Source organism: Endozoicomonas ascidiicola, assembly GCF_001646945.1.
Taxonomy (GTDB): domain Bacteria; phylum Pseudomonadota; class Gammaproteobacteria; order Pseudomonadales; family Endozoicomonadaceae; genus Endozoicomonas; species Endozoicomonas ascidiicola.
In genome coordinates, this window is sequence record NZ_LUTV01000003.1 from 624,998 (window position 1) to 643,056 (window position 18,059).

Below are 18,059 nucleotides of genomic sequence, written 5' to 3' on the forward strand. Positions count from 1 at the left end.
GCCTGTAAAATATTGGTGAAACAGAGGATGTGCAGATCAGGTATGCGCTGGAAAGAAGAAGGTGCCTCAATGCTGTTAACACTCCGAGCGATCATATGTTCAACAGGACATTGGTCATCTTTTTGGAAAAAAATGAATCAATACGGTTTTCCAATTACTCATAACCTTCAGGCAGGACATTGATCAGGCTGAGCACCCGATTGATGTAAGAAAAGTTATGGGTTATGTATTTATTACTTGAATTCAAGTATTAACATTTTTAGTGTAAACACAGAAAAGAATGAACCTTGCACTAAAACCCAAAAATTAATATTAACCAGACTTAGTTATCCAAGCCTGGTTTACAATAGAGCAGCTTTCTATCAAACCACTACGGCTTTTTTATCTTCCCAATAGGGATCTCTTAACCGGCGTTTATAGAGCTTTCCATTCGGGTCTCTAGGTAGCTGTTCTGTAAAATCAATAGACTTTGGCCATTTCATCTTTGCCAGTCGGCCAGAGATGAACTCAAGAATTTCTCTATTCAAACGTTCGTCATCGGATAAACCATCGACGGGTTGTACAACCGCCTTAATTTCTTCGCCCCAGTCATCATTAGGAATGCCAAACACACAGCAATCCGCCACTTCAGGATGCATTATCAGCACGTTTTCAATTTCAGCAGGATAGATATTGGCACCACCGCTGATGATCATGTCGATCTTCCGGTCACATAGGAACAGGAATCCTTTGTCGTTCAGATAACCAACGTCACCTGCCGTAAAGTAATCACCAAAGCGGTTATCTTCTGTCTTCTTTTTGTCACCTTTGTATTCAAAGCGACTGACATCGGTCATCCGCATATAAATAGTCCCCTGCTGACCGATGGACACTTCCTTTCCTTCATCATCAAGGATACGTATATCCGCACCATGCCACGCCTTACCGACTGTGCCGGGATTCTCCAACCATTCCTGAGAGTTACAAATCGCACCACCGCCTTCTGTTGACGCGTAATACTCGTAAACACAAGGACCAAACCAATCGATAATGGCTCGTTTTACATCCGGTGGGCAGGGAGCAGCAGTATGCAGCATATGTTTCATAGAGCTGACATCGTACTGTTTGCGAATGTCTTCCGGCAGCTTCAGTAAACGAACCATTTTAGTAGGGACGACGTGGGTCGTCGTTACTTTGTACTTCTCAAACGCTTTCAAAACTTCTTCACTGTCCCACTTTTGATGAATCACCACACCATGTCCAAGATGCAGGGAGTTAGAAACCCAGGTCATCACTGCTGTGTGATAAAGGGGAGAACCACAGAAGTGCACATTACTCTGCTCTGATTGAATACCAAACAACATGGGAAACATCGCCATCATACTGGCCATGCTATCGGGGTCAGCCTGAACCACTGGTCGACGAACGCCTTTTGGCCGACCTGTTGTTCCGGAGGTATAAAACATCACCATACCCGTCATGCGATCTTCTGGTATTTCAACGGACTGCGAGGCCAGAAACGTCTGATAAGAGCGGAATCCTTCATGATCTTCGCCAATAACAAAAGCGGCTTCCGGATTGAAGCCAGACTCTTGAATCGCTGCCCGACTGGCCTCTGCAGTTGAACCGTGACAGAAGAACGCTTTGGCTCCGCTGTCTTCCAGAATGTAAGCCACCTCCGGCCCGGTCAGATGCCAGTTCATTGGGACAAGGTAATACCCGGCCTGTGCTGCTGCCAGATAAAGTGCAACGTATTCAGCGCTGTTGGGTAATACCGCAGCGACGGCATCTCCCGCTTCAAGCCCAAGCTCCCGTAATCCATGCACGAGCTTATTACATTCTTCAAGTAACTCGCCGCGACTCCAGCTTCGTCCGTCGGGTGCTACCAAAGCCAATTGTTCTGGTGTGTTCTGAGCAAAATTCCAGAAACTCATCGTATTCATACTGGTCATGACACTCTTTATTATTATTTTGAAATGTAGATATCAGTCTCTTTGCGTGTATTCACAATACCTTATGGCTTTCTAAATCAATACAAATCAGCATCGTCATTCATAGGCTGTATTCGGCAATATAAGCTTTCGTTATCAGTCTGTTAATTTTACATTTCTTGGTTTATTTTCAGGCCTATATCGTGAGCCAATAATTCTTAGTAATTCGTTTTTAGTGTCACATTGTCGTATTTATTAATATGCTCCCATAATCGCATTTCATAAACTGTATCAGTGTCATGCAAAACAAGAATAATAAGAAAACCAACTGCCTAATATTCAAACACTGGCTGGCTATATTCATAACTTTAATTGCCATACCTTCAGCCTTTGCTTTTCCAGAAAAAGAACTGACTGGCACCACAGGTTTTGTTGGTAGTGATGCCTGTATGAACTGTCATCAAAGTGAATACCAAGCATGGCTTGGCTCCGATCACCAGAAAGCCATGCAGCATGCCAACAAACTAACCGTACAGGGCAACTTTGCTAACAAGAGGTTTCAATACAACGAATTTCAATATCAGTTTCAAACCGAAGGTGACCTTTTTGTTATTGTAGCGGATGATCAGAACGGTAAGGCCGCTCGTTACGAGGTTTTATATACCTTTGGCGTTGACCCCCTGCAACAATATCTGGTGGAAACTGGCAACGGCAGACTTCAGGCATTGCCTGTTGCATGGGATACCCGACCATCAGAGCAAGGTGGACAACGGTGGTTTCATATCTACCCTGATGAAAATCTAGACTATACCGACTCACTTCACTGGACAGGATTAAACCAGAACTGGAATTACATGTGCGCCGACTGTCATTCAACTAACCTGCAAAAAAACTACGATACGGAAAGCGAACAATTTAAAACCACGTGGTCAGAAATCAGTGTGGGTTGCGAAGCGTGTCATGGCCCTGGAGCCGAGCATATCCAGTGGTCAAACAACCCACAGACACTGCAGACTGACGACAGTAAAGGCTTATCGATTCAATTCTTGCCCTCAAGTTTATGGGCAAAGACACTAACCAATCTCACTACTGAACAACTAGATAGCCGGCAGTTATCACAGAAATCACAGGAACTGGAAGTCTGTGCACGCTGCCACTCAAGAAGAACTCCAGTAAGCGAAACTGACTATTCAAACTTTGATTTCGGAAACCATTTTAATCTGAGCCTACTGACACCAGAGCTGTATCACGTAGACGGTCAGATAAAAGACGAAGTCTTTGAACATGGCTCGTTTTTGCAAAGTAAAATGTACGATCGCGGTGTAACGTGCAGCAATTGTCATGACCCACACAGTCAAAAACTTAAACTGCCAAAAGCTCAAGTATGTTCCCAGTGTCATGACTCAAGAGTATACGACACACAGAAACATACCTTACATCCTTCCCCCACGACAGGAAGTCATGTAATAACAACGATCATATCCAAGCAGCCGGATTGCCTGGATTGTCATATGCCCGCCCGTAACTTTATGGTGATTGACGGCCGACGTGATCACAGTTTTCGCATACCTCGCCCTGATTTAACAGTGGCCATTGATACACCGAATGCCTGCCAGAATTGTCACAGTGAACAATCACCACAATGGGCTGCGGATGTCATAAAACAATCTACAGGAAAGTCACCACACAGCTTTCAAACCTTCCCTGAAGTCTTTTCCCGTGCAGACAAAGGTGCACCTGATGCAGCCAAGGCTCTGATCAAACTGATCAGAGATGTTCAACAGCCGGATATTGTCAGAGCAACCGCACTACAGCGGCTAAGGCCGTACTTACATCAGCAGTCGTCTGACATTGTCATAGAATCACTGAATAGCCCTTCTGATCTGGTCAGGCATTCTGCTGTCCAGTTGGCAAGCATGCTTCCTCCCAATGATCGTCAGACCTATTTATTACCATTACTGAAAGACCCTCTACTGCCTATTAGAATTGAAGCCGCAAGAACCCTTGGCACTATTCCGATTCATCAGCTTGATAGCCACGCTGCAACATTGCTGGGCAACGCATTGAGAGAATTTGAAAACAGTCAGGCATTTAACGGCGACCGTCCAGAGTCGCATTTAAATCTCGGCAACCTTGCCCGAGAGCAACAGTTGCTTGATAAGGCGGTTAAACACTATCAACAGGCCCTCAACCTTGATCAGCGTTTCAGTCCTGCCAGAGTCAATCTAATAGAAACCATTCGTCGTCTGGATGGCGAACAACAATCTCTTCGCACGTTGAATAAGGCATTGTTACTAACACCTGAAGATCCCGCACTGCACATGGCTCGTGGCTTTGCCATGGTGCGACAGAAACAGCCTGCATCCGCACTGAAAAACTTTGCCAAAGCCGTATCGATGGCACCGGAAAATACCCGCTATCTCTATATTTATGGCGTAGCTCTACAAACCGCGGGAGAAAAGGCGCTGGCGATAAAGCAGTTCATAAAGGCTTATCACTTATTCAACGCTAATCCTGATATATTAAGGGTGTTGACTAATAATGCGCTACAAAATCAGAACTGGTCTGAAGCGCTAAAATACGCCATTGAGCTAGATACCGTTCAGCCGGGAAACCCTCAGATACAACAGTTAATTCGCCAATTAGAGTCTCAATAAATAGCAGAGGATTTAGGATGGGTAAGTCAGGCCATAAGACCTGACCATCTTTCTTTAAAAAGCAACAGAACGAACCATGGCATCCATTCCACCATCCACAAAGAACACGCTGCCATGGATAAAGCTGGCTTTATCCGACTGCATAAATGCAATCACTTGCGCTATTTCTTCCGGGCTTCCTGCACGACCAAGAGGTGCAACAAAGTTGCGGGTCGCTTCACCAAAGCGTGGATCTTCCAGCGTGGCATTCAATAGTGGTGTTTCTACCGCACCGGGTGCTACCACATTGATACGGATGCCCTTCTTGCCATACTCAACTGCTTTTTTACGGGCAAAAACGGTCACTGCATACTTGGAAGCTGAATAGGCAATGTGTGGCATACCACTGTCGTTTGCCTGCTTAACAGCACTGGCTTCATCGTTATCCAGCAGGAATGGCACCATGGCATCCTGATTTGCCAACTGCTGATTAGCCGCGACGGAACCAATTATCAGTATCGCGGGCTTTTCACCTTTTTCCAGTGCTGTTTGTAACCCTTCTACCAGAGAAGTAGCACCAAAATAGTTAACACTTACTACAAGACCACTGTCTGGTGCTGTTACACCCAAGCCAGCGCAACAGATCAGACCATCGAGTTTGCCATCACACTGGGTGAGCACTTCATTGATCGCAGCATCTCTACCAGCTGGTGTCGAGAGATCTGCATTCACCTCGGCATTGGCTCGATCGATACCAATAACCTGATGTCCAGCGTCTGACAGTACTTTACAAACCGCGGCTCCGATACCAGAGGCAGAGCCAGTCACTGCAGTAACAGGCATAATCAATCTCCTTTTATTCGTTGTTATTGTCATTGCTGTTTGACCAAAGATCCGGCAAACCAGGATCTGTTTTCGAAATAACCCGCTTCAATAACAGTTTTAGCGCCATAATATCGCCCGCCCCCAGCTGATCTCCGAGAGATTCTTCAATGGCTCGAGCCTGAGCAATATTATGAACTGAAACTTCTCGCCCTTCGCCAGTCAATTGATAAATCTCACCCTGCTTATCCAGTGCGACCAACTCCTTCTGAATCAATGTCTCCATTTCATCCGCTGTCACGGATTGACCGGTGTAATCAATAAAACTGTTTAGCTGTTCAAGGCTCTGTTTGTCTTGAATACAAAGAACGGATAGAATGAAAAACTGCAGTTCATCCAGTTCATGCTCCTGCAACCGGGCACGCATACTATGAATCATCTGGAAGTGAGCTCGTCCCAGCAAGTAACCCAGTAAATCTTCGGTATAGCCGGATTTCACGGCATCCGAAGAAGACGACAGATTCACCCCTTCATAGGGCTTCTTTGCAGTCAGCGCGTAATGTCCATCCTGATAAACCAGGGGAGGCAGGTCACTTTTATCAAAGTTCAACACCTCACCCACCAGGATAATGTGATCACCGCCATCGTAAGTAAACGCTGTACGACATTGGAAACGAGCAGTGCAGTTATTCAGCAGCGGCACATTGTTAATACCTTCTTCATAATCCAGTCCGGCAAACTTGTCTTCGCCTTTAGTGGCAAAACGGGTGGACAAGGCTTCCTGTTCCACCGACAGCACATGCACATTCCAGTTTTTGGATTCCGTGAAAAAGGGCACTGCAGCTGAGGATTTCGCCAGGCTCCAGAGAATGAGTGGCGGCTCTAAAGAAACCGAATTAAAACTATTAGCCGTAAGACCAATCAGATCACCGTCTTCAGATACGGTCGTAATAATGGTCACCCCCGTCGTAAAGGTGCCTAATGCTGAACGAAAAGTTCTTGTATCAAATGGCGTTTGTTTCATAACCAATCCTTTTATAATTATATTTATTATTTTTTTAAAACTGATTCGCCAGCTCCGCCTTGACCACCTTGTTCGAGGCATTCATTGGCAGTGTTTCCACAAAGCGGATATGTCTGGGCACTTTATAGTTCGCCATGTTGTTGCGAGACCATTGAATCACGTCATCACTTTCTAATTGGTGGTTAGGTTTCAACACGATGAAAGCACAACCCACTTCCCCCATACGTTCGTCAGGCACACCTATCACCGCTGTTTGTGCGATGGCAGGATGCGTTACCAACGTGGCTTCAATTTCTGCGGGATAGCAGTTAAATCCACCGTTGATAAACATGTCTTTTAGACGATCAGTGATTCTCAAATACCCACGGTCATCCAGCGTGCCGACGTCACCGGTATGTAGCCACCCGTTGTCGTCAATGGTTTCCTTGGTCGCTTGAGGATTATCCAAATAGCCTTCCATAATGTGGAAACCTCTCAGACAAATTTCTCCAGCTACACCCGCCGGTAATGGCTTGCCTTCTGGATCAAGAATCGCCACTTCTGTATTGGCAATGGCTTTACCACTGGTCGTCGCAATGGTTTCAGCGTCATCATCCGGCAAACAAATCGTGGTGAGCCCGCCACATTCGGTCAGTCCATAGGCGGTCGTTACGGTTTTAAAGCCTAACTCATTGCGCATTCGTTCAATCAATACCGGCGGAATGGTTGAAGCCCCGGTAACAGCCACTCGTAAAGATGACAAGTCCGCTTCCGCCAATCGTGGATGTGCCAGTAATGACAAATACAGCGTAGGCGGCCCAGGAAGAACATTGATCTGCTCTTCTTCAATACGCCGAAAAACATCGTCTGCATCGAACACGGTTTGCGGAATAATCGTAACGCCAGCTAACAGTGCGGAAAGCCATCCAGCCTTGTAGCCAAACGCATGAAAAAATGGATTCACGATCAGGTAACGATCACCGGGTTGCAGGCCTATAATGTCGACGTACTGGGAAAATGCCTGGATACAGGCACCATGACGACTCATGACCCCTTTCGGTTTGCCGGTCGTGCCAGACGTAAACATCACATCTGAAATATCACTGCCTGAGACAGCTTGTGCACGACGATGTGCTTGCTCTTTGTTGTCCTGATTACTGTCGTTTATAAAATCTTCCCAGGACAGTGTTTCGGAAGGTTCTGTACTGGCTCTTGAACTGATTTGAACCATTAACCGGACACTCTTTGGGCAAGACGTTTCAATGAGTTTCGGGTAATCCACATTCAGGAAATCACCTACAATAAACAATGCTTTTGCACCGCTGCGTTCAAGAACATCTGCTGCTTCCCGGGCTTTCATCCGGGTATTGATGGGTACCAGAACCGCGCCTGCCATCTGCAACCCAATGGCCGCCAACACCCAGCGCGCGGAATTAGGAGCCCAGATAGCTACACGATCGCCAGCATCTATTCCGTGGTGAATCAGACTGGCCGCTACTGCCAATGCCTGTTCTGGTAGTTCGGCATAATCAATTTTTGTACTGCCATCTTCAATGGCGGGGATACCGGCAAACTGTCCGGCAGCCTTAAATACTGCATCAGGAATTGAACAAGCCTGATGATACTTCTTCTTTATCATTATTCGTTCCCTGCCGTTTATCCAACAGCGGCCTCGATCTGAGGTTTACTAACGCTACTCTTTTTCTTTTCCAGGCCAGCCATGGACTGCCCCGCCCGGCGACCAGAGAACACACAGTCTGCAAGCGATAATCCACTGATATAAAGATTGGACGGAATGCCAATGGCTGCACGTCCAGCGGCGTATAAACCATTAATGCCATTACCATGATCATCCAGAACCTGACCGGTCTCTTCGTTCACTTTCATGCCGCCCAGGGTGAGTGATCCCAGAGGAAACACCGGACTTTTCACGGAGATATCCAGCGCATAAAACGGCCCTTGTTTTACTGGAAGACTGTAGTCTTTTGATTTACCAAAAGGATCCACTTCACCATGGGCGATTGCCTGGTTATAAGCATCAATATCACGTTTAAACGCTTCTGCATCCATGCCACACCTTGCTGCTAACGCCTCAAGGGTTTTGCCTTTTCTTGCACCCAGAATCATCAACACCAGAGCGGGAACCGACTGAAACCACCAGTAGCCACCAAACAGGCACTGCTTGATCGAAGCCCAACGCAGATTTTTATCAAGGACCAGCCAGGCTTTGCCTTCCTGGTGCTCGCACATTTCATAACCCAGCGTTGCGCCATACACTTCTTCATTACAGAAGCGCTTACCTTGTGAGTTCACCACTATGCCTTTAGGCCAGTAGCCGGGAGGATTTATAAAACGCCAGGCCGACACTCTGTCCATACGGTCTGATGAGGCATCGACACTGGCACCTAGGCGCACACCACTACCATCACAACCTGTAGCGCCAATTTTGAAGTTTCGTGTGTATTTCGGCGCCTGCTGTTTCAACAGCTCTCGGTTAAAAATAAAGCCACCGGTGGTTAAGGCAACACCTTTGAGCGCACGTACAAGCATCGGCTTGGCATGCTGCTGCTCAATATCAGCCACTCGTCGTCTTAAACGGTCGCAATAGGCGGGGGACAGGTTCTGCAATTTCTCTGCACGGGCAGAAAGCTTATGGTGCAAACGGGCTTCTGGTGTGTCTGCAGGAATACACATCATCTCGGCACCAATGACTTGGCCAGAATCATCAATCACCAGTCGTCTAGCTGCAGATTGAGTCATGGTTTTGATGCCTTCTTTCAGACAGGCTTCTTTTAAATGATGATACAGCACCATACCGCCATGCCCTTTCCCAACCGTGCGATGGCCTCTGGGCGCATGTGGATAACTGGATTGATACGCGGGAACCTGCTCATTCCCGGAATAATAAAGATAGTAACCAACCGGTGGATACGAGGTCTTTCCACCCGGCGGAACTTCATGGCTGTAGGGTGTGCCTTTTGACTCCAACCAGGTCAGATTGTCACGGCTCTGGTTACAAAAACGTTTCAACGTTTCGTCAGAAATAACGCCTTGGGTCTCATGTTTAAGGTATTCAAACATGGCTTCAGGAGAATCTTCATAACCAGCGTTCTGCTGCTGCGTTGTTCCACCGCCGGCATAAACGACACCTCCGCTTTTAGCCGATGCGCCACCACCATCAAAGCGATCAGCAATAATGACGTCAGCGCCATTGGCTTTAGCCTCTAATGCAGTACAAGCCCCGGCGGCTCCCCAACCAATCACAAGTACATCACAGACCTTACCCCATTGAGCAGACTCCGGCCTTTCGATGTGAATTGGTGGAAGTATTTCTGTCGTATAACTCATGCAACAGCTTCCTCTTCAACCCTAGGCTCACGAATGCCTTTCGGTTTAACTGCTGCAATATGATGAGCAGCAATGTAGCCAAAGGTCATGGCCGGACCAATGGTTGAGCCTGCTCCCGGATAACTGGCTCCCATCACAGAGGCTGCGGTGTTGCCAATGGCGTAAAGGCCACCGATAACAGAACCATCTTCTCGTACTACCTGACCATATTCGTTAGTTACCAGTCCGCCTTTAGTGCCGATATCACCGGGCTCAACACGCATGGCATAAAATGGCCCTTTACGCAGTGGCGCCAGACAAGGGTTGGGTTTTACATTGCGGTCACCGTAATAGCGGTCAAATACATTGGCACCTCGCTGGAAATCCTTATCTTCTCCATCTTCAGCAAACTGATTAAAACGATCCACCGTCGCATTCAGGCCTTTTGGATTCACGCCAATCGCTTCCGCCAGTTGATCCAGACTGTCCGCTTTCCAATACAGAGACTGATGCCATGCCTTGGGAAGACGACTATCGGACATTATCTGCGCTGGCATTAAAGGGCCCATGGCATAATTGAAGCGGAAGTGACCATCAAAAATGACCCAGGCTGGTAATGATTGACCTTCGGTCTTCTGGTTATCGCGATAAATGGCATCACCGCATTCAAGATAAGGCTCGGACTCATTCACAAAACGCTGGCCTTCACCATTCACCATAATGGCACCAGGAAATGCTCGCTCAACAAACAGAGGTCGAGCTTTTTTCTCTCTCGGTACCTGCATGGTAGGTGTCCACCAGGCCCAGTCCAAAAGATCCGTTGCAGCGCCAAGCTTTTGCCCGGCAATTAATCCGGCACCGGTATTCTGGCCTTCTGGTGTTGCACTCCACTCAACTTTGGTTGGCTTAGGCAGGTATTGCTCCCGGAGCTGTTGATTCTGCTCAAAACCACCAGCGCCCATAATCACACCCTTGCGAGCACTGATTCGCAAGGGCTTGCCTTCATGTTTCACCATGACGCCAGATACACGACCATATTCAACAATAAAGTCTTCAAAGTCGGTGTTGAGCCAAAGGGGAATATCGCGATCCAGCATAGAGTGGCGAAGTGATGCTATCAGCGCACTGCCCAGCGCTGCACGACGATCACGTTTCGTCTCGTGCTTTTTGCGCCAGCGGAAGTCCAACTGATATCGCAACATTTTCCACAGAATCATCAAACGCCAGCCGGACTCTTTGGACACAGCCTTATGGGCATCCCGGGCAGTCCAGGCGATCTTACCCATTAACAATGTGGTCGGTGAGGCTTCACGCAGATTACTAAGTTCATCACCCAGCGCGCTGGTGTCGTACAACTCAGGATCCAGTGTTCTGCCACCTGGAAGTGCGCCAGGAAGCTCGGGGTAATAATCGGGGTATTTTTCCGCAACGGCATAACGTACCCGGCTATTTTGCTCCAGATAACGCACCATTTTGGGTGCGGATTCCAGATAGGCACGCAGCTTTGATTCTTCCACCTTGCCGCGAGTCGACGCGTTCAGATAGACCATCGCTTTTTCAAAGCTGTCATTCCCACCTTTCTTTTTGAACTGGTCGTTATTGGGAATCCAGATACCACCGCCAGAAATGGCCGATGTGCCGCCGTACTTATCACTCTTCTCAATGACTAGAACGGATACCCCCTGATCCGCAGCAAAAATAGCGGACGACAATGCACCGGCACCAGAACCAACAATGACAACATCAGCAACTGCATCGCCATCCTGAGACACTTCCACTTGAGATTTCATCCGAATCTCCCCCTTTATTTTTATTCTTTATTTGCAGGCTCTTAGCATGAAGAGAGAGCAGGCATGATGTCAGGGTCTGTTGACGTTTCGTTGCGGGCTCAGCGGGTGACTCAGAAAAATGCCCCCCGCTTTGTCAGACTTGCTCGGCGTAGAATGACTACGCACTTCACAAGCCTTTCGCGCGGTTGACATTTTTCTGAGTCACTGAGCCTCGCAACGAAACGTCAACAGACCCTTGGCATCATGCGCTGTCTGGTGAAATTCACTCATCGTCAAAGTGGACTATTACGCTTGTTGAAACGCTTTTTTGAGGTCAGCTTTCAGGATTTTACCAGTTGGATTTCGGGGAAGCGCATCCGTCTGCAAATTGATAATGGCGGGCACTTTATAGGCCGCAATATGACTGGCGACAAACGTCTTAAGATCCTCTGGAGACAGCACCTCAGTATTTTCAACATGAACGGTTGCGATTACCGCTTCACCGGTTGCCTCATCAGGCACACCAAAAACGGCAGCCTCCAGCACTTCGTCATGCTGCATCAGGCAGGATTCTACTTCGGCTGCAGCAATGTTTTCACCGGCCCGGTTAATAACATCTTTTAAGCGGTCAACAATGTAGAGATACCCGTGTGCATCGCAATAACCAAGATCACCCGTTTTCAACCAACCATCGCGGGTAAAAGCACTGCTGGTCCCATCCGGGTTACTGAAATAACCATCCATAACCGCAGCGCCCTTCATCTGAATTTCACCGGTTTCCCCTTCGGGAAGCACTTCACCTTCTGGTGAACAGGTGCGTATTTGCATGATCGGAGATACGACACCTGCCGCTCCAGGAGTATGACGGAAGATATCACCAGAACCTGCAGAGGCAACGCCATTGGTTTCGGTCATACCATAACCAATGCCCACCATCTGATCTTTTAAATTGTCCAACACAAATTCAATAGTACTGCTGGGGATACCCGCACCACCAAAACCAAGGCCGGACAGATTTTGTCCAACCTCTTTAAACTCAGGCTGTCTCAATAACTGCAATACCATGGATGGCGCGCCATTAAACTGAGTCACCTTCTCCGTTTTAATCAATTCAATCACCGTTTCAGAATCCCACCGGTGCATGAAGATAACTCGTCTGCCAGACCTCATGGCGGTGAGCAACTGGGCATGCAAACCACTGACATGGAAAAGGGGAACGGCGGTCAACAAAACTTGAGGAGCTGCTTTTGCCATGATTTTGCCCACCAACTCCGGTGAACTCATACCCGACAATGCCGCAATATAATCGATATTAAACAACGCCTGACAAACCGCACGCTGGGAAGAGACCACCACTTTTGCGCGACTGGTGGCACCCGATGTAAAGAGAATCAGGGCTGGATCATCCCCGGTCAGGTTCAATTCAGGCAGTTCTCTCTGACACCCGCTAACTACATCAGCAAAGACATATGTAGAAATGCCTTCAACCTCATCACCGACCAGCAGGACCTCACAGGACGGCACAACACTTTCTGCTTTCAACCGGTTTAAACGCTCGTGGTCGCATATAAACAGAGCCGGCTGAAGGTCACTCAAGGCGGTAACCAGCTCTTCCCCAAGACCAAAACTGTTCAGCGGGGCAGGCACAGCACCAATCATCGCCGTAGCCATAAATGCAACCGCCCACTCCGGACGATTCCGCATTGCAATAGCGACACGCTGCCCTGGCTGAATACCTTGCTGATGAAGCCAGCCAGCCACTGAATCCACCGCATTAAAGAACCGCTCGTAAGACCAATGGTCGTGCATATAAGAGAGAAACAGCGCACTTCCCTCTTTCTGAACATCGCCATATCGCGCTGCTCGAATAACATCAATCAATGTCTGGGGTGCGTTTTTGTATATCTGACAAACACCACGCTCCGTGGTTATGCCACTCAGTTCAAAAGGTGCACCCGGCGAAACGAGGGTAGCCCGCGCCTGAGATAACCGGTCAATAAACTGCATGACTTGCTCCTTTGTTATTATTTTTGTGCTTCTTTTTTAATTCTTATTTTTATTATGAAAATGCAGTCACGATAGGATCGAAAGCCATTTTCTTTTTTTAGCGTGAGCCTTCCTTTTTTGCTCACCGCTCTTTGATATTTCTAAATTTTTGAGTATTGATTTACACCATTTTCATCAGTCTTAAGCGTAAGTTCTTTGTTTTCGATCAACCAGTTTATATGAGCCAATGTTTCACCCACCGCAAGAATTTGATCCATCGGAGACAATTGGCGACGGAATAACCAACCCATTACCTGATAAGTCGTTGCACTGGTGACTCGCAGCATTTTCTTTCGAATAATGTCCAATTGCCTTACGTGATGATTTCTCAACTGCGCTGTCCGCTCATGAATATTGCGAAATACAAGACCGTGGGCTGGTAATGCCAGTGTTTCCCGGTGAAGCCCATCAAGACGATCCAATGAATCCATCCAACAAGCCAACGGATTGCCAAATGGCTCAATATCCGTGACCAGCACGTTGGAACTGATCGTTGGCAGCAACTGATCACCGGCAATCAGCAGTTTATCTTGCTCACTATAAAGACAAGCGTGCTCTGGAGAGTGCCCATTACCAATGACTATCTGCCACGCCCTATCACCAATATTGAGTGTTTGCCCTTCACTCAAACGAATAAAAGACGATGGACCGTCAATGATAAAAGGGTCCTCAGAACAAACTCTGAAAATATCCTTAATCAATGAATCTTCAAGCCCAGCTTTTTGGTAATACCGATACTGATCCGGACCACCCAATTCCTGATGCCTGGAAAAAAAGACACGCATCGTGAAATACTCACCATGGGTCATGTACACCGGCACTTTAAAATGCTCACTAAGCCACCGCGCCTGACCGGCATGGTCATAATGAAAATGGGTACAGATGACCGCCTTCAATGGTTTTTCAGAAAAAACGGACTCTGCGATTTTCAACCACAGGTTACTGATCTCCTGAGAACAGAGACCGGTGTCCACTATCCACCAACCATCATGATCTTCGAGAAGATAGACGTTGATATGGGATAGCGATCCCGACATTGGCATACGAGCCCACAACAATCCATCCGCCAACTGCACAACTGAGCCATCTGCTTCCGGTGCCGTATGGGGATATTCCAGTGCTTCCCGTTCCCTTACTTTACGGGACTTTTCCGTCTTCACATCTGTTGTGCTCAATGGCAACCTCGGACAGTCCGTTTCCAGAAGACTCTGCTTTATAATTGATCGATTTTTCTTCGAACAGAGCCCCAAAGTAACTACTTTTGACCTGGATCAAATAAATGAAATTACAGCGTTCTTAACTACGTCCATAAGGACGATGTTCATAGCAGAGCATATAGTGAATCCTTGTCGTGCACAGTAAAAAACAGAGTTGAATTACATTCTGTAAAAGAAAAATAACAATAGGTGCCCAATGCAAAATACCGCTGTTGAAGCAGCACCGGAAGTGTCCAGCAATGATCGTCCTGCATGGCGAACTCATCTCACACTTGTGCTGCTTGCATTGATTTATGTCTTTTCATTTATTGATCGCAATGTCATTGCCATCGTTCTTGAGCCGATCAAACAGGAGTTTGGTGCATCAGACACCATGATGGGGCTGATCAGTGGACTGGCCTTTGCCATTTTATACGGCGGCCTTAGTTTACCTCTGGGGCGACTGGCTGATCAGGGTGCTGATCGCCGTAATATGATCGCCATCTGCTGTTCATTATGGAGCTTGGCTACCATGGCCTGTGGCATGGTTGGTCAATTCTGGCAGTTGTTTATCGCCCGTATGTCCGTTGCAGTGGGTGAAGCCGGCGGCATGGCACCTTCTGTTTCCATGGTTTCTGATCTTTATCCAAAAGAGCGACGCTCTCTGGCCATCAGTGTTCTGATGATGGGACCTCACATTGGCGTACTCGCTGCCATGGTGCTGGGTGGCTGGATTGCGCAGGAGTTCGGCTGGCGTTACGTCTTTATCATTTTTGGTGCACCAGGCATCGTCCTTGCGTTGGCACTTCGCCTTATCGCCCGCGACCCAGGTCGTGGTGGCGTGAATAATCCTCAGTCACAAGCTGCGGCGCTTAACAATGAAGAGAATGCACACAAAACGCCTTTTATTGAACAATTGAAAATCATTTGTCGTATTCCAGGCTTTCTTCCGATCAGCCTGGGAGCCGCTGCGGCCGGCATGGCCGGTTACTCCTTCGGTATCTGGACGCCGACGTTCATGGTGCGAAACTGGGATATGTCCCTCGCTCAGGCAGGGCTGATCTTTGGTTTATCCAGTGGAGTACTGGCGGTGATTGGTTCCACATTCAGTGGCTGGTATTGTGATCGTTTGACCAAGAAGGATGTGCGTTGGCAGGTTCGCTTGCCACTGATTGGGCTACTAATCAGCCTGCCATTTGCCCTCGCCTTCCTGCTATGGCCAGCAGAAAAATCATTCAGTCTCGGCGGCTATTTATTGCCACAAGCCATTATCTTCGCAGCACTGTTCAGTTTCTTTAACAGTTGGTGGCCCACGCTAACCTACGCTGCTATCAGCCATGTGACGACAGATAGACAACGGGCAACGGGCGCAGCTGTGCTTAACTTGCTCATCACTCTGTTTGGTGCAGGCCTTGGCCCATTAACCACCGGCATTCTCAGCGATCAATTGTCCGGCACCTTCGGAGATGATGGGCTGAAGTATGCACTAGCCTGCACAACCCTTGTTTTATTTACGTTATCTGTCGTGTTCTACAAATTGGCATTAAAACCTTATAAGCAGCGCATGGCTGATTTACAAAGTTAGTAATACTTTATTCATAAAAAGCGAAACAAAAATTAGAAAGAAGGAGCGACTCACTATGGCAACAACGGCTGATTACAAAATCGGGGAGTATACCTTCCCCCGCGGCTGGTTCATGATTGCAACCTCCGAAGACATCAATACCCACAAGCCTTTGGCCATTCGTTTTTTTGGTCAGGAACTTGCCCTGTACCGTGGTCGTGCAACGGGTAAGCCTGTGTTGATGGATGCTTATTGTCCTCATATGAAAACCCATCTTGCTGCACCAAACGACACTTCCTATGTGATTATCGACGGTGGGGGCACCAACATTGAAGGCGATAGCATTCGCTGCCCATATCATGCCTGGCGCTTCAACGATAAAGGTGAGTGCGATGATATTCCATACCACTCAGGCCCCATTCCAAAAAAAGCCTGCGTTCGTACCTGGACAGTCAAAGAAAGCCTGGGCGCTATCTGGGTATGGCACGATCCAGAAAATGGCAAGCCCGACTGGGATCATCCAAGCCTGCCAGAATGGGATGATAAAGCCTGGGTACAGTGGAAATACGATGATCTGGGAGAGCTGGAACAGCACCCTCAGGAAGTGATTGACAACATATGCGACTATGGACACTTAAGCCCGATCCACGGCTCTACCGTTCAGCGTTATGAAAATGAGTTTTCTGGTATTTATGCGACTCAGCGCCAGTGCGGCCCCCACAGAACACTGGTTGGTGAAGACGGCGCCAGCCCGGTGCTTCATACCAATACGGTATATCACGGACCTGGCGTATTGATTTCACATCTTACCGGGTTCTACGAGTCTATCCTGATGATCAATCACACCCCGGTTGAAGATGGAAAAATTCGCGTCTGGCATGCTTTGCTGGTGAAATCACCTAATGGCAATGAAGAAGTCACAGTAGAAGATGGCATTGCTGCCGCTCAATTTCAGCACGCCAGTAAACTGGCCTTTATGCAGGACTTTGAAGTGTGGACGAACAAAGCGCCTTGCCTAAACGGCATGTTTATACCAAGTGATGGGCCTTTTATGAAAGCCCGTATCTGGTATAAGCAGTTTTATAATCCACGGAGCATGACTCAGGAATTTCTTGAGCGCTGTGAAGGGGTTTATGTGCCTAGTGGTGCTGAGCCTTATACCTTATAAACTGAACACCGATTGAATCCTTTAATAATCCCTCCGGACAAAGGCTGGAGGGATTATTGATCCCCTCATTTCGCTAGGATTCTCTCTGCTTCAATACCCGCACCAACATTCCTCTTCGCAAAATATGAAGCGATATAGGTTACCCACTCTCTCAATTTCTGGAGATCTTTTAGATTCTTCGCTTCCATTCCCTCCTCGTAAATCTTCAAAAAAGAGTCAAAGAAACTATTTGCCTCATAGTCTCCCTTGCTTAAAAACAACCTGCACAACATGTTCTTAGCTCGCTCCCCTGAACCATTAACCAAAGTCTCAAACCAACTAGATATCAGGGCTTACGCATCAAATAAGCACTATAGAACTCAATAGTTCCTCAAGCTTGTCATTGTCCCAACCCGCAGCTAACCGTTTCAGTTTTATACTGTCGTTGGTTTCCGTGTCCTGAGTGTGGATATTCAGTRCTATTCGGTTAAGGATCGAGACGTTCTCAATGGCGCAATTATTGGTAGTCTGATTTTTATCTTCGCCAAAAGCAACGTCAAGCCTCCAGTGAAGTTTGTTCTCCACCTCCCAGTGCTTACGGGCAATGTCCAGTACCTCTGCAGCACTGAGCTGTTTGCT

12 protein-coding genes are annotated in these 18,059 nt (G+C 47.6%); 3 read left to right on the forward strand and 9 right to left on the reverse strand.

Going from position 1 to position 18,059, the window contains the following annotated elements:
- Positions 1-362: 362 nt before the first annotated feature.
- Entirely contained in the window at positions 363-1,931 is a 1,569-nt protein-coding gene (locus AKL11_RS10245) for an acyl-CoA synthetase (protein WP_216636785.1), read from the reverse strand.
- A gap of 278 nt (positions 1,932-2,209) precedes the next feature.
- Here AKL11_RS10245 and AKL11_RS10250 point away from each other — a divergent pair, with 278 nt between their 5' ends.
- On the forward strand, positions 2,210-4,567 hold the full coding sequence (locus tag AKL11_RS10250) for a multiheme c-type cytochrome (RefSeq protein WP_067517023.1): 2,358 nt from the start codon (positions 2,210-2,212) through the stop codon (positions 4,565-4,567).
- Positions 4,568-4,621: 54 nt separating this feature from the next.
- Here the strand turns inward: AKL11_RS10250 and AKL11_RS10255 are convergent, their stop codons facing one another.
- From AKL11_RS10255 to AKL11_RS10285, 7 genes are all read right to left on the reverse strand, one after another.
- Positions 4,622-5,389, reverse strand: coding sequence for an SDR family oxidoreductase (locus AKL11_RS10255; protein ID WP_067517025.1), 768 nt, complete (start codon positions 5,387-5,389; stop codon positions 4,622-4,624).
- 13 nt (positions 5,390-5,402) lie between these two features.
- On the reverse strand, positions 5,403-6,392 hold the full coding sequence (locus AKL11_RS10260) for a flavin reductase (RefSeq protein WP_067517027.1): 990 nt from the start codon (positions 6,390-6,392) through the stop codon (positions 5,403-5,405).
- Positions 6,393-6,426: 34 nt separating this feature from the next.
- Positions 6,427-8,010, reverse strand: a complete 1,584-nt coding sequence (locus AKL11_RS10265; RefSeq protein ID WP_067517028.1) for a FadD3 family acyl-CoA ligase — start codon at positions 8,008-8,010, stop codon at positions 6,427-6,429.
- Positions 8,011-8,027: 17 nt separating this feature from the next.
- Entirely contained in the window at positions 8,028-9,719 is a 1,692-nt protein-coding gene (locus AKL11_RS10270; RefSeq protein ID WP_067517030.1) for an FAD-binding protein, read from the reverse strand.
- Complete coding sequence (locus AKL11_RS10275; RefSeq protein WP_067517031.1) at positions 9,716-11,488, reverse strand: FAD-dependent oxidoreductase; 1,773 nt, start codon at positions 11,486-11,488, stop codon at positions 9,716-9,718. Before AKL11_RS10275 ends, AKL11_RS10270 begins: the two co-directional genes overlap by 4 nt.
- 285 nt (positions 11,489-11,773) lie before the next feature.
- Positions 11,774-13,474 (reverse strand): class I adenylate-forming enzyme family protein, encoded by a 1,701-nt coding sequence (locus AKL11_RS10280; RefSeq protein WP_067517033.1) that lies wholly within the window; start codon positions 13,472-13,474, stop codon positions 11,774-11,776.
- A 140-nt stretch (positions 13,475-13,614) separates the two neighbouring features.
- Complete coding sequence (locus AKL11_RS10285; protein ID WP_245673312.1) at positions 13,615-14,688, reverse strand: MBL fold metallo-hydrolase; 1,074 nt, start codon at positions 14,686-14,688, stop codon at positions 13,615-13,617.
- Positions 14,689-14,926: 238 nt separating this feature from the next.
- Here AKL11_RS10285 and AKL11_RS10290 point away from each other — a divergent pair, with 238 nt between their 5' ends.
- Both AKL11_RS10290 and AKL11_RS10295 read left to right on the forward strand, forming a co-directional pair.
- Entirely contained in the window at positions 14,927-16,294 is a 1,368-nt protein-coding gene (locus AKL11_RS10290) for a spinster family MFS transporter (RefSeq protein ID WP_067517035.1), read from the forward strand.
- Positions 16,295-16,349: 55 nt separating this feature from the next.
- Complete coding sequence (locus AKL11_RS10295) at positions 16,350-17,441, forward strand: aromatic ring-hydroxylating dioxygenase subunit alpha (protein ID WP_067517037.1); 1,092 nt, start codon at positions 16,350-16,352, stop codon at positions 17,439-17,441.
- Positions 17,442-17,780: 339 nt separating this feature from the next.
- Here AKL11_RS10295 and AKL11_RS25635 read toward each other — a convergent pair.
- The coding region (locus tag AKL11_RS25635) for a transposase (RefSeq protein WP_436404691.1) at positions 17,781-18,059 on the reverse strand (279 nt) is incomplete at its 5' end.